The organism is Streptosporangium sandarakinum (genome assembly GCF_013409935.1).
GTDB lineage: Bacteria > Actinomycetota > Actinomycetes > Streptosporangiales > Streptosporangiaceae > Streptosporangium > Streptosporangium nondiastaticum.
The window spans coordinates 559,319-585,937 of record NZ_JACCCO010000002.1; the positions used below are offsets into that span (position 1 = coordinate 559,319).

The window sequence follows — 26,619 nt, forward strand, 5'->3', positions numbered from 1 at the left end:
GGGCTCGGCCACCGCGGCCCGGCCCGGTCGCCGCGGGCATGATCGGCGGCTACGCTAGAACAACATTCGGTCCTGCCCGAATCCGCCCGCGCCCGTCCGAAGCGTCCGTCCGAAGCGTCCGTCCGAAGTCCTGTCCGGGAGCACACATGTGGTTCGCCTCGCCCGCCGACGTCCGCGACCGGCTCGCCGCCGCGGACTACCTCTCCGACGACTCCATCGCGACCTCGGTGTTCCTGGCCGGCGCGCTCGGCAAGCCGCTGCTGGCCGAGGGCCCGGCGGGGGTGGGCAAGACCCAGCTCGCCAAGGCCGTGTCGGCGGCGACCGGGGCCGCGCTGGTCCGGCTCCAGTGCTACGAGGGGCTGGACGAGGCCCGGGCGCTGTACGAGTGGAACTACAAGAAACAGCTCCTGCGCATCCAGGCGGGCGGCGGCGAGGGCTGGGACGCCGCCCACGACGACATCTTCACCGAGGAGTTCCTGCTGGAGCGGCCGCTGCTGCGGGCGATCCGCGCCGAGACCCCGACCGTCCTGCTGATCGACGAGATCGACAAGGCCGACGTCGAGGTGGAGGGCCTGCTGCTGGAGGTCCTGTCCGACTACCAGGTCACGATCCCCGAGCTGGGCACGATCACCGCCACGCGCCGGCCGTACGTGGTGCTGACCTCCAACGCCAGCCGCGAGCTGTCGGAGGCGCTCAAGCGGCGCTGCCTCTACCTGCACCTTTCGTACCCGACGCCGGAGCGCGAGCGGGACATCGTGCTGACGCAGGTGCCCGGCATCGAGGCGGACCTGGCCGAACGGCTCGCCCGTACGGTCGCCACGATGCGCGCCCTGGAGCTGAAGAAGTCGCCCTCCATCGCCGAGACCATCGACTGGGCCAACACCCTGCTCGCCCTCGGGCGGACCGAGCTGGACGAGGCGACCATGGACGCGACCCTGGGGGTGGTGCTCAAGCACGCCTCCGACCAGACGCGGACCCGCAAGGAGCTCGGCCTGTGACCGGCCGGACCGGCGGGCGTCCCGGACGGCACGGGCGGCACGCGCAGCCCGAAAGCCCGTCCCGCGCCCGTCCGGCCGGGACGGCTCCCCGGGTGGCCCGGGGCGCCCGCTTGGGAGCCGGGCGGTGAGCCTGCTGGACCGGCACGTCGGCTTCGTGCGCGCACTGCGCGAGGCCGGGCTGCCGGTGTCGCCGGCCGAGGGGCTGGACGCCGCGCGGGCGCTGCTGGTCGTCGACCTGGCCGAGCGCGAGTCGCTGCGCGCCGCCTACGCCGCCACACTGGTCAAGCGGCCGTCGTACCGGCCGGGGTTCGACGCGCTCTTCGACCTGTGGTTCCCCGCCGCGACCACCGCCCCGCACGCCCTCCCGGACCCGGAAGACCTCCGGGACCCGCGCGCCGGGGCCCCTGGCGCGGACCTCTCCGAAGGCGCGGACCTGGGGACCGCCGCGCTGCCCGAGCTGCGCGACCGGCTGGCGGAACTGCTGCTGGACGCCGAGGGCATGGACGCCTTCGCCCGGGCCATGGTGGAGCGCTTCGGCCGCCAGGACGCCTCACCCGGCCGGCAGAACTGGTTCTCCTACCCGGTGCTGCGCGCGCTGTCCCCCGAGACGCTCATCGCCCGGCTGCTGGCCGAGGTCCTGGCCGGGCGGGAGCGCGGCGGCCTGGCCGAGAAGGTGGCCCGGCGGCGGATCGGCGACAACATCCGGCGCTTCGAGGAGGCCGTCGCCACCGACGTACGCCGCCGGATCGCCGAGGAGTCGGGGATCGAGCGGATCGCGCGCTCCGCCGTACGGCCGCCGCTGGAGCAGGTGGACTTCCTCCGGATCACCCGGGCGGACCTGGCGAGGCTGCGCCGGGAGGTCCACCCGCTCGCCCGGCGGCTGGCCGCCCGGCTGACGGTCAGGAACCGGACCGGCCACCGGGGCCGCCTGGACTTCCGCCGGACCGTGCGGGCCTCGCTGTCCAGCGGCGGCGTGCCGCTGGCCGTCTTCAACCGGCCGCGCCGCCCGCACCGGCCCGAGCTGGTCGTCCTGTGCGACGTCAGCGACTCGGTCGCCTCCTTCGCCCACTTCACGCTGCTGCTGACCTACGCGTTGCGCGAGCAGTTCGCCAAGGTCAGGGCGTTCGGGTTCGTGGACACCGTGGACGAGATCACCCGCTTCTTCACCCCCGGCGCCGACGTGGCCGAGGCGATGACGCGGATGGCGGCCGAGGCCGACATGGTGCGGTTCGGCCGGACCAACTACGGACACGCCTTCGAACGGTTCGCCGAGCGGTACGGTGACGCCGTGGGGCCGAAGACGTCCCTGCTGATCCTGGGCGACGCCCGGTCCAACTACCAGCCGCCCGCCCTGGAGACGCTCCGCGGCCTGGTCCGCGAGGCCCGGCACGCCCACTGGCTCAACCCGGAGCCGGTGAGCCAGTGGGACACCGGCGACTCCCTGGCGAGCGCCTACGGCGCGGTCGTCCCGATGCGCGAGTGCCGCAACGTCGTCCAACTCGCCGCCTTCATCGAGGACCTCACCTGACGGCCACCTCACACTCCGGCATTCAATCGATGCGATGAGTCAGACCAAGTCTCGGTGCCACCGAGAGGCGACCGCCTACACTGAAGCCATGACGTTCGACGACGATGTCCGGAACGGCGCCTCTGCCGGGCAGTTCGACGAGCCCCGGCTTCCCAAGCACTTGGCGGCGCTTGTCGGCGCGCTTCAGGGGCCGCCCGACCTCGGCGCGAACCACGACGATTACCTGACGTACCCCCACCGCGAGGAGTCCGGAGGAGCGGTCACCGCGTGATCCTCTGCGACACCGGGCCGCTGGTCGCCGCCTTCAACAAAGCCGACAAGGATCATTCACGCTGCGTCCGGTTCCTGACGCGGCATTGGACCAGACTGGTCGTTCCGTCGCTTGCCGTCACCGAGATATGTCACCTGCTGACCGACCCGGTACGCCGTGGCAGTCCGGCCCTCGCCGCGGAGTTCTGCGCCGCCATCGCCGACGATGAACTTCGCGTCATCGAAGTCACCCCGCATGACTACCGACGGATGTCCGAGTTGCTCCTGGCCTACGCCTCATTACGGCTCCAGGCGGTCGATGCCTGTGGGATCGCGCTTGCCGAGCGTTTCGATCTACGGGAGGTCGCGACACTCGACCAGCGCGACTACCGGATCGTCGCCCCTCGGCATCTGCCCAAGGGGCAGCGTCTCACCGTTCTGCCGGAAAGCTGAGCCCAACGTCGTCCGGCGGGTGGACCTGCGGTGACCGGCCGTATCCCGATCACCGCAGGATCCACCGTTCGGCGGGGGCGGGGTAGCAGTTCTTGGCGCCCGACTCGAAGCCGTCACCGAAGGCGCGGGTGCGCTCGAACCCGCTGCCGTGGGCGGCCGGGTCGGTCCACGCGGTGCCGGGCAGGTCCCGGCCGGAGAAGACCGCCAGCGTGGCCTCGTCCAAGTCGCCCTCCTCCAGCAGGTTCTGCTGCGCCACCCACCGCGCCCAGGCTCCGGCGAAGCAGTCGGCCTGCAGTTCGCGCAGCACCCCCGTCTGCTCCTGGCGCGGCATCCGGGCCTGCATGGCGTGACCGAACTCGTGGGCCAGCACGAAGGAGGCGGCGAAGTCGCCGCCGCTGACGTAGTACGGGATCATCAGCCCGGACTCGTCCCAGGCGATGAAGTCCCCGGCCGGGCAGTAGAAGGCGTTGCGGGCGGGCGCGGGCTGGTCACCGCAGACCGGGCCGCCGCCCTCGTCGGAGCGGTAGTAGGTATAGGCCCGCGGCTTGCTGTAGGAGCCGCCCAGCTCAGGCACCTCATCGCTCCAGTACCGCTCCAGGAGACCGAGCGTGACCGACAGGGTGCGCTGGTAGGCGGCGTAGTCGAAGGACGTGCGCCCGTCGGTGCCCAGCGGCGTCGAGTCCCCCCGGCTCGCGGTGGTGCCGCTCTTCTGCTCCCGATGCCGTTTGACGTCGTCGATCGCCTGCTTGATCACGTCGGTGATGCCGCGGTGTTCGCCGTCCCCCGCCGAGCAGGCCGGAAGCAGAAGCACCAGCGCGGCGATCACGGCGTACACCGCCCGGAACCGGGCGCGGGAACGAGGCGGGCGGGGGGTCGTCTTCGACATCACCCGCCCGCCGCTACCCAATCACTGACAAAACATCCATGGCGCACCTACCGGGGCGAACCATCCGCAACCCACCGGACGTTTCTCACCCGACGCCGCTCAGCGGATGCCCGCGAGGAAGCCGAGTACGCGCTCGGTGAGCAGCGCGGTGGCCTCCGCGTCGTACGTGGGCAGGCCCGGGTCGGCGAACAGGTGCCGGTCACCGGGGTAGAGGAACAACTCGGCGTCCTCGGCCTCCGCGACCAGGGCGCGGGCCGCGTCGAGGTCGCCCTCCTCGACGAAGAGCTCGTCGGCGTCCATGCCGTGGACCTGGACCGGAACCCCCTTCGGCCACGCGCCGCCGAACTCCGAGACCGGCACGCAGGCGTGGAACAGCAGCGCGCCCCTCGCGCCGGGCCGCGTCTGGGCCAGCGACTGCGCCGGAAGGACACCGAGCGAGAACCCGGCGTAGACCAGCTCGCCGGGCAATCCCTCGGCGGCGGCCCGCCCGCGCTCGGTCAGCACGTCGAACCCGATCTTCTGCGCGTGGGCCACGCTCTCCTCGAAGTCGTCGAAGACCCTCCCTTCGTACAGGTCCGGGACGTGGACGGTGTGCCCGGCCCGCCTGAGCTCCTCGGCGAACTCCAGCACCCCGGCCGTCAGCCCGTGCACATGGTGGAACAGCAGAACCTCGGCCATCTCGTTCCCTTCATCCGGCGGCACCGGAACGGCTTCCGCCGGGGGATGAGTATGGCCGGGGGCACCGACAGTTTCCGCACCGCCCGCCAGGTGGGAGCCGGATCTCCTTCTTCGCGCGGCGACCGGCCTCATGCCTCCTGGAGGCCCACGCGGCGGCCGGGGCCCTCGCCCGGATCACGGAGGAGAGGTTGCGTCGGGCGTCGCCGGAGCCGACGGTCAGTTCATCCGGCGCAGGACCCGGGCGGCGGTGCGGGCGAGCAGTTCCACCTGCTGGGCGTCGTAGTCCGCCCGCGGACCGCTCAGGATCCAGCGGGTCACCAGGCGCGGCTTGAGGAGGGTGAGCCCCTCGGCGGTGACCGTACGGCGCAGCCTGCCGCCGTGCACCGCGAGCAGCGGCTCGATCGTCACCTCGACGCCCGACTCGCGGGTGAGGACCTCGGCCAGGGCGGCGGAGACGTCGACGAGCGCCTTGGCCACCTTCGTGCCGTACTTCTCGCCCAGGAACAGCCGGTCACCGTAGCGGGCGATCTCGGTGTCGGGGTCCCACGCCTCGTTGTCGACGACCCAGACCCCGCCGGGACCGATGACGAGGTGGTCGATGGACGCCTGTCCGGGGACGGCGCGGCCGTCGAGGACGTGGTAGCCGCGCCTGCGGAGCCTGCGGCGCAGCAGCCTGCCGGTGATGGTCTCACCCCGGCGCCTGCCCCGCCAGACGGCGGTGGCGTTGTAGGAGTACCAGGCCCAGGTGGCGTCGGCGGCGGCGACCAGCAGGGCGGTCACCACCCCGGCGAGCGGGAGGTTGAGGCCGAAGCGGTAGCCGAGCAGCACGCCCACGACCAGGCCGCCGACGGCCTTGACCGCCCGCGTCTTCCGGCGTTCGCCCGCTTCCTTGATCCAGAACTGCTCGTACATGACCTGAGGGGACAGGCCGTGAACCTGGTCCTCTGGCGTCACGTAGATTGATCCGCCGGACACAGCGAACCCCCGGAGGTCGAGAGCTGACAAGGAGCGGATCTGCCACGCTGAAGATCCCTGTGCCAGAAAATACCCAACCGGGGGCTCCAGGCAGCCAAAGGTGACGCAAATAACACACCTACGCCAGGTACCGACGCTTTAACCGACCAGTCGGTATGCTGGGTCGGCACACGGCGGGGGGCCGGACGGCCGGGGCCGGCGGCGGGGAGGGGCCAGATGACGCGCGACAGGGAGTCCGTACGGCAGCGCCTGCTGAGCGAGGCCACGCGCCTGTTCGCCGAGCGGGGCTTCGAGAGCACCTCGGTGCAGGAGGTGGTCTCGGCGGCCGGCGTCACCAAGGGCGCCATGTACCACTACTTCGACTCCAAGGACGACCTGCTCCACGAGATCTACGGGCGCGTGCTGCGCATGCAGATGGAGCGGCTGACCGCCATAGCGGACGGTCCCGGCACGGTGGCCGAGCGCCTGCACGCCGCCGCCGCGGACGTCGTGCGGACCACGGTCGAGAACCTGGACGACTCCAAGATCTTCTTCCGCTCGATGCACCTGCTGGCCCCGGACACCCGCAAGAGCGTGCGCGCCGAGCGCCGCCGCTACCACGAGCGCTTCCGCGACCTGGTGACCGAGGGGCAGCGCGAGGGCGTCTTCAGCACCGCCTCCCCCGCCGAGATCGTGGTGGACTTCTTCTTCGGCTCGGTCCACCACCTGGGCACCTGGTACAGCACCGAGGGGCCGCTGTCGGGCGCCGAGGTCGGCGGGCACTTCGCCGACCTCCTCCTCGCCTCCCTGCGTCCCTGACCCAACCGCCCCCGTATCGCGGAAGAAAGCCTTCCGCGATGGGCGGCACAATCGGGGGATGCTGGAAACCTCGGCGCGGCTGCTGCGCCTGCTCTCCCTGCTGCAGACCCCTCGTGACTGGACCGGCCCCCAACTCGCCGAACGGCTCCGGGTGACCACCAGGACCATCCGCAACGACGTCGAACGGCTGCGCGAGCTCGGCTACCCGGTGCACGCCACCCCCGGCGTCGCGGGCGGCTACCGCCTCGGCGCGGGCGCGCAGATGCCGCCGCTGCTCCTCGACGACGAGGAGGCCGTCGCGGTCGCCGTGGGGCTGCGCACCGCCGCGGGCGGCTCCATCGCCGGGATCGAGGAGATCTCGCTGCGGGCGCTGGCCAAGCTGGAACAGGTGCTGCCGTCCCGGCTGCGCCACCGGGTCAACGCCCTGCACACCGCGACGGTGGCGGTCCCGGACCGCTCCCCCGCCACCGTGGACGCCGCCGTGCTCACCGCCATTGCGAGCGCCTGCCGGGACCACGAGCGGCTGCGCTTCGACTACCTCAACCACGACGGCGACGAGAGCGTCCGGGAGGTGGAGCCGCACCGGCTCGTGCACACCAGGCGGCGGTGGTACCTCGCGGCCTGGGACCCCGCGCGGCAGGACTGGCGCAGCTTCCGCGTCGACCGGATCCGGCTGCGCACCCCGAACGGCGGACGGTTCGCCCCCCGCGAGGCGCCCGGCGGCGACATCGCGGCCTATGTCACCAGGGGTGTGACCACCGCGGTGATCCGGCACCGGGCCACCGTACGGTTCCACGCTCCGGTCGAGGCGGTCGCCGAGCGGATTTGGCCCGACTGGGGGGAACTGGAGGCGGCGGACGAGCGGAGCTGCCTGTTCCACACCGGAGCCTCGTCCCTGGACGCCCTGGCGATCCACCTCGGGATGACCGGCCTCGACTTCGAGGTCGTCGATCCGCCGGAGCTGGCCGCGCACCTGCGCGAGATCGGCGCCCGCTACACCCGCGCGGCCGGCACGCCCGCGGAACCGTCCTGAGCACCCCGCGGAACCGTCCCGAGCACCGTTCCGGGCCGCGGTCCCGGCGGGGCGGGCCGTCCCGGGCGTCCGCCGCGCTCCCGGCGGGTCTCCTCTCCGGAGTTCCGCAGCCTGACGCCAATGCGGAACCAACCTTTCCGCGTTGATCCCTAGTGTTCCTCCCGTCCCCCGAACGAGACGCTCTGGAGGAGCCGATGACCACTCTCGACACCCACCCGGCACAGGCGCCGGAGACCGCCGGGCCCGCGCCGTACCGGTGGCGCTGGCCCGCGCTCTTCGTGATCCTCGCCGGGTCGGTGATGGAGCTCCTCGACGCGACCGTCACCAACATCGCCGGGCCGACGATGCGGGCCGACCTGGGTGGCGGTACCTCGATGATCCAGTGGCTCGGCGCGGCCTACACCCTCGCCATGACGGCCGGGCTGCTCACCGGCGGCCGGCTGGGCGACATCGTCGGGCGCAGGCGGATGTTCCTCATCGGCGCGGCCGGGTTCGTCGTGGGCTCGCTGCTGTGCGCGGCGTCCTTCTCGCCGGAGACCGTCATCGCCGCCCGGGTCGTCCAGGGGCTCTTCGGCGCCGCGATGGTCCCGCAGGGGCTCGGCATGATGCGGGAGATGTTCCCGCCCACGGAGCTGCGAGCGGCCCTCGGCATGTTCGGCCCGGTCATGGGCCTGTCGGCGATCGGCGGGCCGATCCTTGCGGGCTGGCTGGCCGACGCCGACCTCCTCGGCACCGGGTGGCGCATGATCTTCCTGATCAACCTGCCGGTCGGGCTGGCCACCCTGGCCGCCGCGCTGCGGTTCCTGCCCGCCTCCCGCCCGGCACGGTCGCTCACCCTCGACCTGCCCGGCGCCGCCCTGGCCTCCCTCGGCGCTCTGCTGGTCGTCTTCCCGCTGGTCCAGGGCCGCGAGTACGGCTGGCCGGCCTGGGCGTTCGTGATGATGGCCGCCTCGGCGGCGGTGTTCGCACTGTTCGGCCGGTACGAGTCGCGCCGCGCCGGCCGGGGCCGCGACCCGCTGGTGGCGCCCAGCCTGTTCCGCAAGCGCTCGTTCGTGGGCGGCCTGTTCACCGGCACGATCTACTTCGCGGCCTTCACCGGCTTCGGCCTGGTCTTCAACCTCTACACCCAGCTCGGCCTCGGTTACAGCCCGCTGAAGGCCGGCCTGGCCGGGATCCCGCTCTCCGTGGGCATGATCGTCGGCATGGGCCTGGTGCAGGCGCTCCGCGGGCACGGCCGCCGGTTGCTGCACGTCGGAGCCCTGATCATGACGGCCGGGGTCGTCGCCCTCCTGCTGATCCTGGGCGCGGAGGCGGGCCCCTGGCAGTTCGCCCCGGCGCTGCTCGTCACCGGCGTCGGCTCGGGGCTGATCATGGGCCCGTACTTCGAGATCGCGCTGGCCGGCGTCGAGCCGCACGAGATGGGGTCGGCCTCCGGGACGCTCACCGCCCTGCAGCAGGTCGGCGCGGCACTCGGCGTGGCGCTGCTCGGCACGGTCTTCTTCGGCGCCACGGGCGGCGACCCCACCGCCGCCGCGCGGCAGACGTTCTGGGTGGTCGCCGGGATGGTCGCCCTGACCTTCCTGGCCGGTTTCCTCCTGCCCCGCCAGACCCGCGAGGACGCCGAACCCGGCCATTGAGCCCCGGCGCACCCGCACGCGGCTGTTGACCCCGGCGCACCCGCTCCGATCCGCCCGCCCCGCCCCGGCGCCCCGCTCCGGTCCGCCCGTACCGGGTCAGATCGGGGCGGGGAGGTCGGCGAGGGCGGACAGGGCGTCGCGGTGGGCGCCTGGGGTGCCGAGCGCCGTCTCCGACGCCTTGGCCCGCTTGAGGTAGAGGTGCAGCGGGTGCTCCCAGGTCATCCCGGTGCCGCCGTGGAGCTGGACGCCCTCCTCGGCGACGCGGACCGCCACCTCCGAGCACCACGACTTGGCCACCGCCGTCGCGGCCTCGGTCTCCAGGGCGGCCTCGGTGCCCGGCTCCGGGCGGGCGGCCAGCAGGTTCGCGGCGTTCCTGGCCGCCGCGCGGGCCCGCGCCACGTCCAGCCACAGGTCCGCCATCCGGTGCTTGATCGCCTGGAAGGAGCCGATCGGCCGGGCGAACTGGTGGCGCTCCCTGATGTGGGCGAGCGTCGTCGCGAGGCACCACTCGGCGACCCCGAGCTGCTCGGAGGTGAGCAGCCCGGCCCCGAACGCCAGCACCCGCCGCGCGTCGAAGGCCCCGAGCCGCTCGCCGGGCGCGCCGGAGAGCGTGACGACGGCGATCGGCCGGGTCAGGTCCAGCGAGGGCACCACGTCGATCCGGGCGTCCCCCGCCCGCACCCGGTAGAGCGCCGTGCCGACCGGGACGAGCAGCACGTCGGCCGCGTCGGCCCCGGCCACCGCCCGGATCTCGCCGTCGAGCGCGCCGTGGTCGTTCAGCGCGACCGGCGGCGGCAGCGGCCGGTACGGCGAGGCCGCCAGCGACACGGCCAGCGCCGCCGTGGTCTCGCCCGCGGCCAGCTCGGCGAGCAGGTCGCGCCCGCCCGCCGGAAGCCCTTCGTGGACCCCCGCCTGGAGCAGGGCCTCGGTCGCGAGCACCGCGCTGGTCAGGAACGGCACCGGCGCCACGGCCCGTCCCAGCTCCTCCAGCACCACCGCGGCCTCGCGGGCCGACGCGCCGGCCCCGCCGTACTCCTCGGGTACCAGCAGGCCCGCCACGCCGATCTCCCGCGACAGGGTCTTCCACAGGTCTGCGTCGTACGGCGAGGCCGACTCGGCCCGCCTCAGCACGGCGTCGGGCCGGCAGCGGTCTGCGAGCAGGTCGTGGACGGAGGCGCGCAGCTCCTCCTCGACCTCGGTGTACAGCAGCGTCATCGGCACTTCTCCTCGTTCGGCGTGGGAGCCGCCGACCGGCCCGCTCCGGGGCCCGTCACCGGGGCAGGTCCTTCCAGGGCACGTCCTTGTCCACGCGGGGCTCCGAGGGCAGGCCCAGCACCCGCTCGGCGACGATGTTGCGCAGGATCTCCGAGGTGCCGCCCTCGATCGAGTTGCCCTTGGCCCGCAGGTAGCGGTATCCGGGGCCGCGGCCGAAGAAGTCGACGCTCTCGGAGCGGCGGAAGGTCCAGTCGTCGTACTCCAGGCCCTCCTCGCCGCGCAGTTCCACGTCCAGCGCGCTGAGCGCCTGGTTGAGGGAGGCGAACGAGAGCTTCATGGCCGAGCCCTCCGGGCCGGGCTGGCCGGCCGCGAGCTGCTCGCGCAGCCGCGCCCCGGCCAGCCGGGTGACCTCCGACTCCACCCACAGCGCGAGCAGCCGCCGGTGCAGGTCGTGGGTGCGCAGCTCCGGGCGGGACCGCCAGGTGTCGGCGACCAGGCCGATCATGCCGCCGCCCCGCCGGACCGGCCCGCCGCCGATCGCCACCCGCTCGTTCATGAGCGTGGTGGTCGCGACCCGCCAGCCGTCGCCGACGGCGCCGAGTCGCAGGGAGTCGGGGAGCCGCACGCCGGTCAGGAAGACCTCGTTGAACTCCGCCTCGCCGGTGATCTGCCGCAGCGGCCTGACCCCGACGCCGGGGGCGCGCATGTCGCAGACGAAGTAGGTGAGCCCGCGGTGCTTGGGAACGCCGGGGTCGGTCCGGGCGACGAGGATCGCCCACCGGGCGTGGTGGGCCCCGGAGGTCCACACCTTCTGCCCGTCCACGACCCACTCGTCGCCGTCGCGGACCGCCCGCGTGGCGAGCGTCGCCAGGTCGGAGCCGGCGCCGGGCTCGCTGAACAGCTGACACCAGATCTCCTCGCCCGTCCACAGCGGGCGCAGGAACCGCTCCTGCTGCTCGCGGGTGCCGAACGCCAGGATCGTCGGCGCCGCCATGCCCAGCCCGATGGCCTGCGTGCCCGGGTCGGGCTGCGGGGTGCCGGCGAGCTCCCGCTCGACGACGTTCTGCAGCTCCCGGGGGGCGCCGAGCCCGCCGAGCCCCTCGGGGAAGTGGACCCACGCCAGCCCGGCGTCGAACCGGGCCCGCAGGAACCCCGTACGGTCCTCGGGGCGGTGCCCGGCCAGGAACGCGACGGCGCGCTCCCTGACCGTCTCCTCGTCCAACGTCACGACGCTCCCTTCGCAGTCACGCGATCACCTCTGCCGCCCGGCGTTCCGTTCCGGGTGCTTCGGACGGGTCCGGTCCGCGCCCGGAGCCCGGTGACCCGGTGCCGGGGGGCGCCGCCGGCACCGGGTCAACCCATGTGCTTCTTCAGCTCTCGGTAGGCCAGCGAGCGCTTGTGGACCTCGTCCGGGCCGTCGGCCAGGCGCAGCGACCGGGCGCCCGCCCACAGCCCGGCCAGCGGGAAGTCCTGGCTGACGCCGCCGGCGCCGTGGGCCTGGATGGCCTTGTCCAGGATCCACTCGACCTCGCGCGGGGTGGCGATCTTGATGGCCTGGATCTCGGTGTGCGCGCCGCGGTTCCCGACGGTGTCCATCAGCCAGGCGGTCTTGAGCACCAGCAGGCGGAGCTGCTCGATCTTGACCCGCGACTCGGCGATCCAGTCCTGGACGACCCCCTGCTGGGCGATCGGCTTGCCGAACGCCGTACGCGACAGGGTCCGCCGGCACATCAGCTCGACCGCGCGCTCGGCCATCCCGATCAGCCGCATGCAGTGGTGGATGCGGCCCGGCCCGAGGCGGGCCTGGGCGATGGCGAAGCCGCCGCCCTCCTCACCGATCAGGTTCTCCACCGGCACCCTGACGTCGGTGAAGTCGATCTCCGCGTGCCCGCCGTGGTCGGCGTCGGAGTAGCCGAACACGTGCATGCCGCGCCTGATCTCCAGGCCGGGGGTGTCGCGCGGCACCAGGACCATCGACTGCTGCCGGTGGGTGGCGGCCTCCGGGTCGGTCTTGCCCATCACGATGAGGATCCGGCAGTTCGGGTTCATCGCGCCGGAGGCGAACCACTTGCGGCCGTTGATGACGTACTCCGAGCCGTCGCGGACGATGGACAGCGAGATGTTCGTGGCGTCGGAGGAGGCGGTGTCCGGCTCGGTCATGGCGAACGCCGACCGGATCTCCCCGCGCAGCAGCGGCTCCAGCCACTCCTCGCGCTGCCACTCGTTGCCGAACATCGACAGCACTTCCATGTTGCCGGTGTCGGGGGCGGCGCAGTTGGTGGCGGTGGGGGCGATCCTCGGCGAGCGGCCCATGATCTCCGCCAGCGGGGCGTACTGGAGGTTGGTCAGGCCGGCGCCGTGCTCGCCGGGCAGGAACAGGTTCCACAGCCCGCGCTTGCGCGCCTCCTGCTTGAGGTCCTCCATCAGCGGCGGGCTGGACCACCCGCTCTGCGCGGCCTGGGCCTCGAATGCCTCCTCGGCCGGGTGGACGCACTCGTCCATGAAGGCGAGCAGCCTCTGCCGCAGCTCCTCGGTCCTGGCGTCGAACGCGAAATCCATGGCCCTCCTCACGGTCTCCAAGGAGCGTACCGACCGGACGGTATGGCTGTCGACAAGGGACGGCGGGGTGTCGGCCGTCCGGCCACCGAAACGCCCCCTCGGCCGTCCGGCCACCGAAGCGCTCCCCCGGCCGCGTGGGCGGCGAAGCGCCCGCGAGGCCCGAAGGCGCGGGGGCCCGCCTCCTATCGGGACTTCCGCACGTGGGTGGTGTCGGTGTCGAGGAGGGTGCCGTCGGAGCCGGTCGGCGCGATCTCCGGCACGGGGGCGCCGTGCCGGTCGACCAGGACCGAGTGGGCCTCGCCGGGGGCGAAGGCGTGGCGTTCTCCCCACTGCCGCAGGGTGAGGACGACCGCGAAGAGGTCGTGGCCGGCGTCGGTGAGCACGTACTCCTGGCGGCGGCCCGACGGTGCGGCGCGCTGGGCGAGGAGCCCGTGAGCGACCAGCCTGCGGAGGCGGTCGGAGAGGATGTTGCGGGCGATGCCGGTGCGCCGCTGGAACTCGGTGAACGACCGCGCCCCGTCCATCGCGTCACGGATGACGAGAAGGCTCCACCTGTCGCCGACGAGGTCGAGCGCGCGGGCGACCGGGCACTCCGGGTCGGTCCAGTCGAGGTTCGGGACGCCCGTGGTGGCGAGCGACATGACACCTCCCGATGAGTTGCGGATTGAAACCATCATGCCGTACGGTCAAATTGGTTGCATTTTGCTACTTATTGAGTCGGGGTGCGATGAACCTGTGGCGGCGGACGTTGCTGGCGGTGGTGTGCGGTGTCTCTGTGGCGGGCGTCTACGCCGCGCAGCCGATTCTGGGTCCGATGGGACGTGATCTCGGCGTGCCGGCGGAACTCACCGGCTGGATGGTCGCGACCGGCCAGTTCGGCTATCTGGCCGGGCTGGTGCTGCTGGCGCCGCTCGGCGACGTGGCCGACAGGCGCCGGCTCATCCCCGCGCACCTGGTGATCACCGCGCTGGGGATGATCCTGACGGCCTCGGCGTCGGCCGCGTGGGTGGCGTTCTCGGGGCTCGCGGTGGCCGGGATGTTCGCGGTCGTGGTGCAGACCACGGTGGCCTACGCCGCGTCGGCCTCGCCGCCCGCCGAACGCGGGCGGAACATCGGTGTCGTGACCTCGGGCGTCGTGGCCGGCATCCTGGGCGCGCGGATCGTCGCCGGCACGCTCGCCGAGGTGTGGGGCTGGCGGAGCGTCTACGCCGTGCTCGCGGTGCTGTCGCTCGGGCTCGCGGCCCTCGTCCTCGCCGTCCTGCCGCCGGAGGAGCGCCCCGACCGGCCCACGGGGGTCGGGCGGGCCATCGTCTCGCTCGGAGGACTGTTCGGGCGGCGCGTCTTCCTGACGCGCGGGCTCATCGCGTTCTTCCTGTTCGCATCGTTCGGAACCCTGTGGAGCGGGCTGTCCCTGCCGCTGGCGGACGCGCCGTGGCGACTGGGCGAGAGCCGGATCGGGCTGTTCGGCATCGCCGGGCTCGCCGGCGCGCTCGGCGCGGCCCGCGCGGGACGGTGGGCGGACGCGGGACGGGCGGCCCCGGTCACCGGTCTCGCGCTCACCCTGCTCATCGTCTCGTGGGCGGCGATCGCGCAGCTGCCGTGGTCACTGTGGATCCTCGTCGCCGGAATCGTGGTCCTCGACTTCGCGGTCCAGGCCGTGCACGTGAGCAACCAGCACCTGCTCACCGCCGCGCATCCGGATCGCACCAGCGGCGTCATCGGCGGCTACATGGTCTTCTACTCGCTCGGCTCCGCCCTCGGCGCGGCGGCGACCACCGCCGCCTTCGCCGCCCACGGCTGGGCGGGTTCCAGCCTCCTCGGGGCCGGATTCGCGGCCTGCGCGCTGGCCGTCTGGGCGGCCGACAGGCGGCCGTCCCCCGGCCGGAGGGGCCGGCCGCTCACCGGGGACGCCGCCCCGCCGGCGAAGTGGTCGTCCGGCAACCGGGCCGAGTGGACCTTCCGGGCCGCGCGCCGCCGGCCGTAGGGTCGCCGCCATGACCGCGAAGATGCCCGACCCGCTCGTCCTCGAAGGCGCCGCCGTACGGCTGGAGCCGCTGACCGCCGGCCACGTCCCCGACCTGTTCCTGGCCGGTGGCGGCGACGAGGAGGTGTGGCGCTGGCAGCATCCCACGCCGCACGGGGTGGAGGAACTCGCGACGATGGCGGAGCGGCTGATCGACGACCCCGGCCACGTGCCGTTCGCGGTGATCCTCCGGGAGACCGGCCGCGCGGTCGGCTGGACCTCCTACATCGACACCCCGGGCTTCGACTCCAGCGTAGAGATCGGCTGGACCTGGTACGGCAGGGCCGTGTGGCGCACGGCGGTGAACACCACCTGCAAGATCCTGCTGATCGACCACGCCTTCGACCACCTGGGCGTGAACCGCGTCCAGCTCAAGACCGACATCCTGAACACCCGCTCCCAGGCCGCGATCAGGCGCATCGGCGGCGTCCCGGAGGGCGTGCTGCGCCGCCACCGCCGCCGCCCGGACGGCACCTGGCGCGACACCGCCTATTTCGGCATCCTCGACGAGGAGTGGCCCGCCCACCGCGCCCGCCTGCTGGAACGCTGAGCCCCGGACCGCGCCGGGGCCGGGAAGGCCGGGTCAGAGGCGGCCGGAAGGCGAGCCCAGCATGCCCGCCAGCACCTCCCTGACGCCCAGGCGCAGGTCGTCGAGGGTGGGTTCGGCCCCGGCCCCGGCGATGGCATCGAAGATCACTCCTTCGCCGTAGGCGACCATCTGGTGGCCGTGCCGTACCGGGTCGGGGGATCCGGCGGCGGTGAGGACCGCGACGGCCAGCGTGCGGAAGCGCTGCCCCGCCTCGTCGTAGATCCTGCGCAGTTCGGGGCGGCGGGTGGCCTCCAGCGCCAGCTCGTAGCGGGCGACCGTGCGGCGGCGGTCGACGGTGAGCTGCGCCCACAGGCTCCGCGCGGTCATCTCGGCGAGCGTCTCGGGCGTGACCGGCCCGGCGCTCCCCCCGGGTTCCGTCCCGGCCGCGGCGTGTTCGGTGACGCCGAGGAGCGGCTCGAAGACCGCGCCCTCGATCTCGGTCAGTCGCTCCAGGGCGAGTTCCAGCAGCGCCGAGCGGGTGCGGGCGAGGTTGGAGGTCGAGCCGGGCGGCAGCCCCGCCTCCTCGTCCACCGCCCGGTGGGTCAGGCCGCGCATGCCCCGCTCGGCCAGCAGGGTGATGGCGGCCTCCGCCACGGCCCGGGCCCGTTCCGACTTCATGCGATGAGACTACACGTGTAGTTAAGTCGCGTTCACCCACCGGAGCCGGAGGAACGACGGGCCCCGGCACACCGTGGTGTGCCGGGGCCCGCCGCCGTCCGCGCCGGTCACCCGCCGGTCATCGGACCGGTGGGTGACCGGCCGGGATCACCCTCCCCCCGCCAGGCGGATGATGTGCATGAAGAGGCTGTCCAGGTCGCCCTCGTTGATGAACTTGGTCGACCGGGCCGCCGTCTCGGCGACGATGCCCGTCCTCGTCGACGGCGGGTCCAACTCCGCCGGTTTGTAGTCCTGCCGCATGCCCTGTCCCGACCCCGAGGGCCGCACCATGCCCTGGGGCGGCCGTCCGTCGGGGTACATCTTCCCGTCGCGGTAGACGCTGACGGATTTCGACGGATGCCTGCTCCCGTCGATGCGGTGGTAGCTCCCGTCCCTGACCGGCGAGCGTTGCGCCTTGGGCGGGGACTGCCGTTGGACCGCCTTGCGGCTGGTCGGACGGTGGGCGGGCCGCTGCCGGGCCGGCTTGGCCGGGGCCCTGCTCACGCGTCTGCTGCGCGCCTTGGCCACGGCCGCCTTGGCCCGCCGGGCCGCCGCCCGGCGCGCGGCCGCCGCCGCTCTTCTCTTGGCCGCCGCGGCGGCCGCCTTCCTGGCCTTCTCGGCCGCTCGTTTCTTCGCCGCCTGCGCGGCCTTCTTCTTCGCCAGCTCCGCGGCCTTCCTCTTCGCCAGCTCCGCGGCCTTCTTCTTGGCGAGCGCGGCGGCCCGCCGCTTGGCCAGCGCGATGGCCGCCCGCCGGGCCGCCGCCTGGGCCGCCCGCCTGGCGGCCGCCTGGGCGAGCTTCCTGGCCAGGGCGCGCGCCGCGATCCTGGCCGCGATGCCGACGACGATCCAGACCAGCTGCCCGTCGGGGTCGCTCATCGTGACGGGGCTGTTGTTGGCGTAGGCGTAGGCGTTGAGCTGCTGGGGGTCCTCCTCGTCGATGACCGGGTCGACGGACAGGAACCGGCCGTTCACGGGGTCGTACTCGCGGGCGCCGAGCTGGACGAGCCCGGTCGACGCGTCCCGCACGCCTCCCACGAATCCCCGCTGGCCGGGCCACCACGGCGGTACCGCGCCGCGGTCCTCACCGAACGGCGTCGTCCTGCGGACGGCCACGTCTCCGGTGCCGCCGTTGACCGCCGCCTGCGCGGTGCCCTGATGGTCGGACGCCAGGAAGTACACCTTGTTGTCGGGGGTCCGCACGGCGATCGTCTCGTCGCCGATGGTGTAGTAGCGGGTGCACTCGACGACGTCCTTGGCGATGTCGAGCCGCAGCTCCATGTCGTCGATGTAAAGCGTCGAGTCCGTCGGCGTCTTGCGGAGCAGCCGCTCGCCGTCGGCGTCGTACACGAACGACGTGGTCTTTCCCGCCTCGGTCACCGATTCGAGGTTGCCCTCGGCGTCCCAGACCAGGGTCTGGTCGGCCGCCCCGACCTTGCGCCGGGTCGTGTTCCCGGCCTCGTCGTAGGCGAAGACGTCCGTGCCGGCCGTCAGGAGGGCGTGCGGCCGCGCCTCACCCGCGGCGGGGTAGGTGTAGGAGCGGACGGACTCCGCGCGCCCGCCGAACGCGTGCCGCGTCTCCTTCGTCCTGTTGCCGGTGGAGTCGTAGGCGTAGCCGATCGCGTACGGCGCCACGCCGCCGATCGTGTCCGACCGCGGGCCGCCGCCCGCGCAGTCGTCGGTGGCCGTCCACGCCGCGGTCAGGCGGCGCAGGTGGTCGTAGGTGAAGCACTGGGTGTCCTTGGACCGGCCGCCGTCCATGTCCGTGATCCTGGTGATGTTCCCGGCCGGGTCGTAGGTGTAGTTGAGGTCCAGGTCGGGCGCCGGGGCCGACTCGCGGTCCAGCCGGGTCCGGGTCAGCCGCCGGGTGCTCTCGTCGTGGGTGTAGGTGAGCCAGCTCTTCTTCCCGCCGCTGTTCAGCTCGTACTGCAGGGTCTCGCCCAGCTTGGAGTAGCGGGTGGCCGTGACGTACGACGACAGGCCGGTGACGGTGACCGGCTGGCTGAGCCCGTCGTAGGTGTAGACGACCGACTCCTCCGCCAGCCCGCCCGCGGCGGGGAAGCCGGCGGACTGCACCTGGTCGTCGAGGGTGTAGCGGCTGTTGAGCACGTACGACCCGGCCAGCTTGCCTTCCCTGGCGGGGACGGTGACGGTCTGCCGCAGGGTGCGGTACTCGGCGTCGATCGCGTTGATCTCCGCCTTGTACGCCTGGCCGCCGACGTAGCGGATGCTGGCGTTCATGTGCCCCTTGGCCAGCGCGTCGTACTTCCACTCCGCGAGCAGCGGGCCGGTCGTGGAGCCCTCGTGGAGCTCGCGCTTGCGCCCCAGCGCGTCGTAGACGTACGCCAGGGTCCGGCCCCGGGCGTCGGTGGAGGTGACGGCCTCGTCGACGTCGTTGTAGGTGAACGTCGTGACGCCCTTGTCGGGGTCCTCGGTCCTGATCTCCCTGCCCCGCAGGTCGTAGGTGTGCCGCCACACGTTGCCCGCGTGGTCGGTCACGGTGGCCAGCCGGTCCGACGTGTCGTAGGTGTACTTGGTCGCCTCGTAGTCGCCGGTGGGCGTGGCCCCCTTGTACTGCCTCAGTTCGACGAGCCGGCCCTCGGCGTCGCCGATGCGGGTGACGGCGGTGCCTCCGGCGGGGGCGGTGATGTGCATCCGGTCGCCGCGGTAGGTGGCGGCGGCTCGCCACTTCTCCACGCCCTTGACCCGGAACGCCTGGACGGACACCTCCCCGGTCCCGTCGTAGGAGGTGACGATCTGGCTGGGAACGGCCGTGTCGGCCACCCCCAGCAGCTCGGTGGACGGCTCGCCGGGGCTGAAGTAGCCGCTGTTGGACTTGGCCACCTCGCCGAGCGAGTTGTGGAAGGTGTCGGTGATCGTGCGCCCGTCGCGCAGCGCGGGATCCTGCGCCTGGTCGTCCCGGGGCGCCGGCTCCTGGGTCTGCCGGGGGCGCAGCAGGCCGTCGAGCAGCTCGTGGCTGACGGTGTAGCCGCCGTCCGCCCGCAGGGTCTTCGTGGTGACGACGTTGGGGCCGTCGTTACGCGTCAGGTAGGAGTACTCGGTGCTGGGCGACTGGCCGGCCTCCTTGCTGCGGTCGCCCTGCCACACCTTGACGAGACGGCCGAGCGCGTCGTGCTCCAGGTCGACGCGCCGGTTGTTGGCGTCGATCTCGGTGACGACCTCGCCCCAGGCCGGCTCGATGAGGGTGCGTTCCACGTGGCCGAGCGGGTTGGTCTCGGTGACCTCCGTCGCCGGAGCGCCGGAGGTCGGTGTGTAGGCGGTGACGACCTTGGTGCCCGCCGCGTCGGTCTCGCTGGTCATCCGCCCGTAGGCGTCGTAGGTCTTGACCGACTCGGTGACGGCCGAGCCGTCCCCGGCCACGGACTGGACGGCGGTGACGTCGCCCTTGACGGGCGCCTGGCCGTACGGCCCGCCGTCGAACTGCATCCTCTCGTCGGAGATCACGTCGGCGGCGGCCAGTTTCGACACGCCGGCGCCGCATCCCGCGGCGACCTTGTGGATCCTGCTGGTGTAGTCCAGCAGCCACGCCGTGGTGTTGCGGGCGTAGGTGTAGCGGGTGCACTGGTCGTCGTCACCGGTGTCCAGGTCGCCCTTCTCGTCGACCTGGGTGAGCATGCCCTGGGTGTCGTAGGCGCGTTCCTCGGCGGTGCGCCGCCACTTCCCGCCCTCCAGCGCGGTGCGGGTCACCATGGATTTCGGCTCGACGATGTGGGCGAGCTTGGTGACGCCGCCCTGGGTGGACTCGGCCGTCTTGAGCGACCACGGCTCCTCCGCCGTGGCGGTCGCGATCTCCCCGCCGTCGCCCTCGTAGAGGATCTCCTCACGCTCGAACCCGGCGAACTGGTCGAAGTCGTCCAGCTTGCCGCCCTCGGAGTCCACGACCTGCGCCCGGCGTTTGGAACCGTCGGCCTGGCGGTCGCCGTCCATGCCGCGGAAGTACCGGAACTCGGTGAGCGTGCGCTGGGTGTCCTGTCCGTCGCCGCCGCGGACCCTGACCCTGCCGAACCCGCGCCACTCCGACCAGGTGCGGTGCTCGGGTTTCACCAGGATGTTGTCGGCGTAGTGCCAGGCGGCGCCGTCGAGGTACTCGTAGTCGGTGACGACCGGCGGTGACTGCGCGACCCGGTCGATCTCCAGCGTCCGCGTCACGACGTACTTGTGGAACCAGTCGGTGACCTCGCCCTCGTCCGGCGGCGCCCACCGCTGGGGGAAGCAGAGCCGGCCGTTGCGGTCGGCGGCCGGCGCGTCTCCCGGCTTGCAGTCGGCGGGGCCGTACTCGACCCGGAGCTCCCCGCCGCTCTCGTTGTTCACCGACCGGACCCGCCACTTGACGAGCGGCGCGCGGCCCTCGTTGGAATCCACCCTGTTGGGCAGCTGGACGCCGGCGAACGTGATCTTCGGCAGGGTGATGGTGCCGCCCACGTGGCCGCTCTGCTGGATGGACGCGAGCCACAGCGAGGGGCTGAGGCCGTCACCCGTCGCGGGGAAGGAGTGCGTCAGCGTCCAGGAGTCGACGTCGCAGTACGGCTTGCCCGCGCACTTGGCCGTGTCGGGGTTGAGCACCTGGGTGGTGACCTTCGCCAGGCGCAGACGGGTGAAGAACGTCGGCGACAGCCGGTCGGTGCACTTCTCCCCCGAGCCGCAGATCTGGTCGAAGGGGACGTCGGGCCAGTGGCTCGCCGTCTCCTTCTTGAGCTGGTCGGCGGCGCAGGTGACCGTCCCGCCGGGCACGCAGCGTTCGGCGACGTCGAAGACGACGCGGGCCGCGGGCGACCTGGTGAACAGCTCGCCCCGCAGGTAGCCGTAGTCGATCCGCTTGAGGTATCCGCCGCGCACGTACTCCGTGCCCTGCTCGGGCTTCATGTTCCGCCCGTAGTGGTTCTTCTCGGCCCCGTACCAGTAGGTGGTGGCGTTGCCGTGCGTGTCGACGGCGAGGTCGAGGTTCCACCGGTAGGCCTGCTGACACCAGGAGGACGCCGCGTCGCTCTTGTGGCAGGGCTCGCCGCTGTTGTTGCCGAACACCGGCACCGTCCACGTCGACCCGGTCTCCGGCTTGCCCGTGGCCCAGCCGGGCAGGCGGTTCAGGCCGAAGGTGTACTGGGTGCCGTCGTCGGTGGTGACGCGCCAGTGCTCACCGTTGTCGTCGCCGTTGGCGGCGCCCGTGAGGTACTCGACGCGCGTCCCGTCGTCGCGCCTGGGCCGCCACTGCTTGGTCGTGGCGTCCTTGACCAGCTCGACGGCCGAGTTGCCGAGGGCCAGTGTCGCGTTCTCCTGGTCCCAGCACAGGTCGCCGGTCTTCTTGCCGTCGATCATGCACGACTTGTAGCGGCGTTCGATGTAGCCGCCGGGGTTCAGCTCGAACCCCTCGCCCGCCCAGGACGGCTGGTTGTTCGTCGAGACGGTGCGGCCGTCCACGCTCTGGGAGCTGTAGACGAGCGACATCTCGGGTTCCTCACCGCCCAGCGCGGGTGGCGCCCGCAGGCCGTAGTCCCAGGTGAAGTCACCCGACTGCGTGCCGACGCTCCAGTTCGACGAGGGGGCGAGCGAGGTGGCCGCGTGGTCGCCCGACGGCCCGGAGGGCGCCGCCTGCAGCGCGTACAGCGCCGGCATGTCGACGTCGGCGGCCAGCGTGCCGTTCTTCGCGTCGTTGTCGGACGGTACGGGTTCGGGTCGCGGGCAGGCGGCCGCGGCGGTCGGGGCCGTCGGGGCCGTCAGGGCGCACTCGTCCAGCCGTACCAGCCGCAACCTGGCGCCGTAGTCGCCGCCGAAGGCGTACCGGAAGCCGGAGTAGTCGATCTCCAGCCGGGTGCGCCCCCTCGCGACCGCCAGTCCCTGCCCCGCCGTCACCCGCAGGGCGAGACCGAGGAGTCCGGACGGCGCGGTGTCGAGCAGTTCGACGCGGACCCTGTCGGGGGTGGCCGCCGCCGCGACCTCCTTGCTTTCCTTGGCTTCCTTGCCGCCCTCGCCGTTCCTGTCGTCCGCGGCCTTGGCGGGCTCGGCGGGCTTCTTCGGCGGGGCGAGCCGTACCGGGAAGTCGGCCGTCAGCGTGCGCGCGCCGGCGCCGCCGGTCGCGTCCAGCTCGACCGCCTGCGGTTTCGGCCAGACGACGCTCGGCGGCGTCTTCCACGCCTGCTTCTCCGCCGGGTCGGCCGTCCTGGGCAGTACGGGGACCCGCTTTCCGAGGACCGGGGTCTCCCGCTGGACGGCCGGAGCGGAACGGGGCGCGGCGCTCGCGGGCTCCGCGTGCACCAGCGGCGCCATCACGACGACCGCCAGCGTGGCCGCCAGCCGCCGGGGCCACGGCGACTCCCGTACGGGATGCGTCAGACGGTTCCAGTAGGACTCCGGAGGATCTGGATCATGTGCCAGGTTCACTGACTTCACCCAATCTGTGGACGAGTCGAACGGGGGGAGTGACCGGCTGGACGAGCCGGGGCGGAGGGGTGAACGACCGGTTCGGAAAGGGACGGGAAGGGGCGGGGCGGTGAGCGACCGAGAGGAGAAGAAACGAGACAAGAAGGGATAAAACGGGATATGGAAGACCGGAATTGAGCAGGGAAGGTCGGAGCGGGACCGGAGGAGACCGGGATCGGGGGAAGGCCGGGGCGGGGACCGGAGGCCGGGGACCGGGGATCGGGGATCGGTGGGGGCGGGGAAACCGATGGGATGGGGACCGGTGAGTCGAGGGCCGGTGAGTCGAGGGCCGGTGAGTCGAGGGCCGGTGAGTCGAGGGCCGGTGGGTCAGGGGCCGGTGAGTCGGGGGCCGGTGAGTCGGGGCCGCCCGGCGGAGTGCCGGGCGGCCGATCGGGAGATCCGCCCGGGGACTACTGGGCGGCCAGCTGGGCGATCTGTTCGGCGCTCAGCACGCCGTCATAGGTACGGACGTCGTCCACGATCCCCGGCCAGTGACCGGTGAAGACGCCCGCGGCCTTGGCCCGGCCCAGTTGCAGCGGGCCGGTGGCGTTCCACGAGCTGACGTGGGCGGTGACGGTACCGGCCGACAGCCGGCCGTTCACGTAGATGCGCAGTTCGCCCTGGAGGGGGTCGTAGACCCCGGCCACGTGGGTCCACTCGAACGGCGCGGGGACCGCGTCGGAGCGTGTCCGCGCCACCGCGGCGGTGTCGGTGTCGGCGGCGGCCATGCCGAGGACCCAGCGCCCCTTCTCCTTGTCGTAACCGAGCTGGAATCCGCTGGCCCTGCTCCCGGCCTGGGAGACGATCGCCGCGTCGCGGGTGGGCAGGTAGTCGAGCTGGGTCCAGGCGGCGACGGTGAATCCCGTCGCGGTGTTGACGGCGGGACCGGCGGCCTGCGCGTGACCGCCCGTCCCGTCGAGGGCGAGCGCGCCGTCCAGCCAGCCCTCGGTCCACGACGCCCCGCCGCCCAGCGTCGCCGCCGACGCCCGGCCGGAGGAGTCGGCGGCGACGGCGCCGGATTCCTCGTCCAGCTTCCAGTGCCCGACCAGCGTCGCGGCGCTGTTCACCAGGTCGTCGACCTCGTCGCCGAACATGGCGCGCCCGTGGACGCGGACGTCGTCGACGTCGCCCGGCCAGAACTCCGTCTCCGCTCCGCCGGTCTTCGTCCTGCCGATCGTCAGCGGCCCGGTCGCGTCCCACGGCCGGGTGAACGGGACCGCCGACTCCAGGCGGCCGTTGACGTAGAGGGACAGCTCCCCCGCGGCCGTGTCGTAGACGCCGGCGAGGTGGGTCCACTCGCCGGGCCTCGGCGCGGACGTCGACAGCGCGCGTACCACCGCCGCCCCGTCGGTGTCCGCGACGGTACGGCTCAGCGCCCAGCGGCCGTCGGCCTTGGAGTACCCCAGGGAGAAGCCGCCGTTGCGCCCGCCGTCCTGGCCGACCGCGGTCGCGGCGGCGCCGGTGCCGGTCAGCCGCACCCAGGCGGCGACCGTGAGGTCGCCCAGGGTGGACACGACGGGGCCGGTGGTCCGCGCGTGGCCGCCGGCGCCGTCGAGCCGCAGCCCCGCGCCCGTCCTGCCGGTGGTCCAGGCGGCCGCGCCGTACAGGGTGGCCGGGTGGGCGCCCGTGCGGTCGGCGGCCACCCCGCCCTGCCCGTCGTCCAGGGTCCAGTGCCCGTCGGGACCGGTGCCCGGGTTGACGTTGAACACGTAGGTGCGGATCGGGCTCTGGTGTCCCGCGCGGTCCTTGCTGCGCACCGCCAGCACGTTGGGGCCGTCGTGGCGGGGGGTGAGCCGGATCGTCGCGGGCCCGCCCGCCTGGTCGGCCGCGACCTCGGCCTTGGGGGCGGTGTCCAGCCCGTAGACGTAGCCGACGACGTCGGCGACGCCGGCCGCGGTGAACGTGAAGGAGCCGGACCGGCCGACGCCGTCGCTCCAGCCGTCCTCCGGGTAGTCCGTCGAGGTCACCACCGGTTCCCCTCCGGGCGCGGAGGCGTCGGCGGTCATCTCGCACCAGGGGCTCCACGCGCTGTTGATCCTGCCGTCCTCCGCGCGGACCCGCCAGCGGATCACGTCGCCGTCACCGAAGGCGCCCTGCGGGACGGTCGCGAAGAAGGCGCTGCCCGTTCCCTGCGACTCGGTGAGCCGCTCCCCCACCTTCGTGCCGGCGGCGGTCCACCACTCGAACCGTCCCCTGACCGCGTTGTCGGCGTCCCGCAGTTTGGCCCACAGCTTCGGCGTGGTGGTGCCGATGATCGGCCGCTCGGCGCCGGTGACGCAGTCGCCTCCCGGGTCCGACCAGGTGTCGGCGGCCACGGGCGCGGCGGGCGGCGAGTTGAACTCGATCACCAGGCTGGGGTTGTTCTTGAACTTCTTCCAGGCGTAGACGTCCGTCTCGCTCGTGGCCCTGAGCCCGACGGTGATGTTGGGCCAGTTCTTCGCCGCGGCGTCGGCGGCCTGGCTGGTGACGTCGAACTCGACGCCGCCGGGCAGGCAGGACGGCCCCCAGCCCTTCGCGACGTTCACGGTGTCGAGGAGTCTGGACCAGGTGGGCTGCTTGTTCCAGGTGGTGCTCTTGCTGATCGTGCCGGTCGCCCAGGCCTCGACCTTCCGCGCGCCGCACGAGTAGGACCAGGTCTCGTACGTGCGCAGCGTCGCCTTGATGATCTGCTTGCCGTGGATGGTCGTGCCGGTGTTCATCTGGAAGAACGACCTGTTGGTCTGCCCGGAGACGTGTCCCACCCTGGCGACGTCGTTGGCGTTCAGGAAGTTGGACGAGGGGTTGTTGCTCCAGACGGACGTCCAGGCGCCGCGGGCCGCGGAGAAGAACGGGTCGAGGTAGATGGGGAACTTGGTCCCCGGGTCCTCGATCATGCCGCGGTGCGGTTTGAGCACCAGCTTCCCGCCGGTGAGTTCGAGGCCCATCACCTCACGGCGCGCGTCCGCGGACGCGCCTTCCCCCGCCGGTGTCTCCGCCCCTGCCGCCGTCTCCGCTCCCTTCGCCGGCGTGCGCGCGGCCGGGGTTCCCGAGGAGTCCCACATCATCGGCGGTGAGGCGGTGAAGATCGATCCGCCGTTCCCGTCGACCGCCTCGATGTTGCCGCCCTCGGTGGATTTCAGCGACAGCCCGTCGGCCGAGATCGGGAGGTTCAGCTCGGTGAGGGCCCTGTTCCGGGCCGCGGCGCGCGACTTGACCACGAGGAGGTGGGAGAAGCCGTCGACGTCCGCCTTGACCTGGAGGTCGACCCCGGGAAGCACCTCTGGGTAGGTCGCGGTGTCGTCCTTCAGCACGGGCTTCGGCAGCGTGCCCGGCCAGCCCAGCTCCAGCGTCCTGTCGCCGCGGGCCATCCGGGCGAGCGGCGCGTTCCCGCCGCCCGAGAACGTCAGGCCGACCGCCGTCGCGACGGGGGCGATCGTGCCGTCGGGACGGGCCCGGAGCGTCGGGTCCACGTCCACCCATCGGCCTTCCTGGCGGACCCGCACCGGACGCGCGTACTGCTCCAGGGTGAAGGTGCCGTCCGGTTCGGCGAAGACCTGGCGGGTCTCCGTGCGCATCGCGGCGACCTCGACCGGTTTCCCCGTCCGGCGGGCGAGCGCCTGGGCCGGTTCCTCCGCCGGTCGTTCCGTACGGCCGGCGAGGGGTCCGGCCGGTTTCCCCGCGGGATCCGCGTCCCGCGGTCCCGTGACGGCGTCCGTGGTCTGTTCCCACGTGCCGGCGACGGCGTCCGAACGATTGAGAGGCGTCACGGCGGCCACGCCCGCCAGCATCACCACGACCAGTCCACGACCTAAGCGCATCGGCCCTCGCCGTCGTCGAGCTGGGACGCCGCGCGGCCCATGGTCGTCCGGCGTCTCCATGATCTTGAATTGACAAGCGGATTGTCACCCGCGTGGAGGGGACCGTCCAGAT

At 72.8% G+C, this 26,619-nt stretch carries 19 protein-coding genes; 9 read left to right on the forward strand and 10 right to left on the reverse strand.

The window, feature by feature from the left end; genetic code table 11:
- Window positions 1-146 precede the first annotated feature (146 nt).
- From HDA43_RS21200 to HDA43_RS21215, 4 genes are all read left to right on the forward strand, one after another.
- The gene (locus HDA43_RS21200; RefSeq protein ID WP_179824398.1) at window positions 147-998 is read left to right on the forward strand and encodes an AAA family ATPase; all 852 of its coding nucleotides are present in this window, start codon (window positions 147-149) and stop codon (window positions 996-998) included.
- Between the two features lie 124 nt (window positions 999-1,122).
- Window positions 1,123-2,526 carry a vWA domain-containing protein gene (locus HDA43_RS21205; protein WP_179824400.1) on the forward strand — a complete coding sequence of 468 codons (1,404 nt, stop codon included), beginning with the start codon at window positions 1,123-1,125 and terminating at the stop codon, window positions 2,524-2,526.
- Window positions 2,527-2,614: 88 nt separating this feature from the next.
- Entirely contained in the window at window positions 2,615-2,797 is a 183-nt protein-coding gene (locus HDA43_RS21210; protein ID WP_179824402.1) for a hypothetical protein, read from the forward strand.
- Window positions 2,794-3,228: a type II toxin-antitoxin system VapC family toxin gene (locus HDA43_RS21215; protein ID WP_179824407.1), complete on the forward strand. Its 435-nt coding sequence runs from the start codon at window positions 2,794-2,796 to the stop codon at window positions 3,226-3,228. Before HDA43_RS21210 ends, HDA43_RS21215 begins: the two co-directional genes overlap by 4 nt.
- Window positions 3,229-3,277: 49 nt before the next feature.
- Here HDA43_RS21215 and HDA43_RS21220 read toward each other — a convergent pair whose 3' ends face one another.
- The 3 genes from HDA43_RS21220 to HDA43_RS21230 all read right to left on the reverse strand — a co-directional run bounded on the left by HDA43_RS21220 (window position 3,278) and on the right by HDA43_RS21230 (window position 5,704).
- Window positions 3,278-4,114 (reverse strand): neutral zinc metallopeptidase, encoded by an 837-nt coding sequence (locus HDA43_RS21220; protein WP_179824408.1) that lies wholly within the window; start codon window positions 4,112-4,114, stop codon window positions 3,278-3,280.
- A 99-nt stretch (window positions 4,115-4,213) separates the two neighbouring features.
- Entirely contained in the window at window positions 4,214-4,792 is a 579-nt protein-coding gene (locus HDA43_RS21225) for a dienelactone hydrolase family protein (RefSeq protein WP_246424474.1), read from the reverse strand.
- Between the two features lie 216 nt (window positions 4,793-5,008).
- Window positions 5,009-5,704 carry a nuclease-related domain-containing protein gene (locus HDA43_RS21230; RefSeq protein WP_246424475.1) on the reverse strand — a complete coding sequence of 232 codons (696 nt, stop codon included), beginning with the start codon at window positions 5,702-5,704 and terminating at the stop codon, window positions 5,009-5,011.
- Between the two features lie 279 nt (window positions 5,705-5,983).
- On the opposite strand from HDA43_RS21230, the gene HDA43_RS21235 reads away from it, so the two are divergent.
- The 3 genes from HDA43_RS21235 (at window position 5,984) to HDA43_RS21245 (ending at window position 9,235) form a co-directional block, all read left to right on the forward strand.
- Complete coding sequence (locus HDA43_RS21235; protein ID WP_179824414.1) at window positions 5,984-6,565, forward strand: TetR/AcrR family transcriptional regulator; 582 nt, start codon at window positions 5,984-5,986, stop codon at window positions 6,563-6,565.
- Between the two features lie 58 nt (window positions 6,566-6,623).
- Window positions 6,624-7,598, forward strand: a complete 975-nt coding sequence (locus HDA43_RS21240; RefSeq protein ID WP_179824416.1) for a helix-turn-helix transcriptional regulator — start codon at window positions 6,624-6,626, stop codon at window positions 7,596-7,598.
- 194 nt (window positions 7,599-7,792) lie between these two features.
- Window positions 7,793-9,235, forward strand: a complete 1,443-nt coding sequence (locus tag HDA43_RS21245) for an MFS transporter (protein ID WP_179824418.1) — start codon at window positions 7,793-7,795, stop codon at window positions 9,233-9,235.
- 96 nt (window positions 9,236-9,331) lie between these two features.
- Here the strand turns inward: HDA43_RS21245 and HDA43_RS21250 are convergent, their stop codons facing one another.
- The 4 genes from HDA43_RS21250 to HDA43_RS21265 form a co-directional block, all read right to left on the reverse strand.
- On the reverse strand, window positions 9,332-10,450 hold the full coding sequence (locus HDA43_RS21250; RefSeq protein WP_179824420.1) for an acyl-CoA dehydrogenase family protein: 1,119 nt from the start codon (window positions 10,448-10,450) through the stop codon (window positions 9,332-9,334).
- A gap of 55 nt (window positions 10,451-10,505) precedes the next feature.
- Window positions 10,506-11,678 carry an acyl-CoA dehydrogenase family protein gene (locus HDA43_RS21255; RefSeq protein WP_376770516.1) on the reverse strand — a complete coding sequence of 391 codons (1,173 nt, stop codon included), beginning with the start codon at window positions 11,676-11,678 and terminating at the stop codon, window positions 10,506-10,508.
- 125 nt (window positions 11,679-11,803) lie between these two features.
- Window positions 11,804-13,009: an acyl-CoA dehydrogenase family protein gene (locus HDA43_RS21260; protein ID WP_179824422.1), complete on the reverse strand. Its 1,206-nt coding sequence runs from the start codon at window positions 13,007-13,009 to the stop codon at window positions 11,804-11,806.
- A gap of 182 nt (window positions 13,010-13,191) precedes the next feature.
- Window positions 13,192-13,650, reverse strand: coding sequence for a winged helix-turn-helix transcriptional regulator (locus tag HDA43_RS21265; RefSeq protein WP_179824423.1), 459 nt, complete (start codon window positions 13,648-13,650; stop codon window positions 13,192-13,194).
- Window positions 13,651-13,736: 86 nt separating this feature from the next.
- Between HDA43_RS21265 and HDA43_RS21270 the strand changes: the two genes are divergently transcribed.
- Together HDA43_RS21270 and HDA43_RS21275 are read left to right on the forward strand one after the other, a co-directional pair.
- Window positions 13,737-14,993, forward strand: coding sequence for an MFS transporter (locus HDA43_RS21270; protein ID WP_179824426.1), 1,257 nt, complete (start codon window positions 13,737-13,739; stop codon window positions 14,991-14,993).
- 10 nt (window positions 14,994-15,003) lie between these two features.
- Entirely contained in the window at window positions 15,004-15,582 is a 579-nt protein-coding gene (locus tag HDA43_RS21275; protein ID WP_179824428.1) for a GNAT family N-acetyltransferase, read from the forward strand.
- Window positions 15,583-15,615: 33 nt separating this feature from the next.
- Here the strand turns inward: HDA43_RS21275 and HDA43_RS21280 are convergent, their stop codons facing one another.
- The 3 genes from HDA43_RS21280 to HDA43_RS21290 form a co-directional block, all read right to left on the reverse strand.
- The gene (locus tag HDA43_RS21280; protein WP_179824430.1) at window positions 15,616-16,239 is read right to left on the reverse strand and encodes a TetR/AcrR family transcriptional regulator; all 624 of its coding nucleotides are present in this window, start codon (window positions 16,237-16,239) and stop codon (window positions 15,616-15,618) included.
- 147 nt (window positions 16,240-16,386) lie between these two features.
- Complete coding sequence (locus HDA43_RS21285) at window positions 16,387-22,671, reverse strand: RHS repeat-associated core domain-containing protein (protein ID WP_179824432.1); 6,285 nt, start codon at window positions 22,669-22,671, stop codon at window positions 16,387-16,389.
- A gap of 449 nt (window positions 22,672-23,120) precedes the next feature.
- Window positions 23,121-26,507 carry a LamG-like jellyroll fold domain-containing protein gene (locus HDA43_RS21290; protein ID WP_179824434.1) on the reverse strand — a complete coding sequence of 1,129 codons (3,387 nt, stop codon included), beginning with the start codon at window positions 26,505-26,507 and terminating at the stop codon, window positions 23,121-23,123.
- Between the last annotated feature and the right edge of the window lie 112 nt (window positions 26,508-26,619).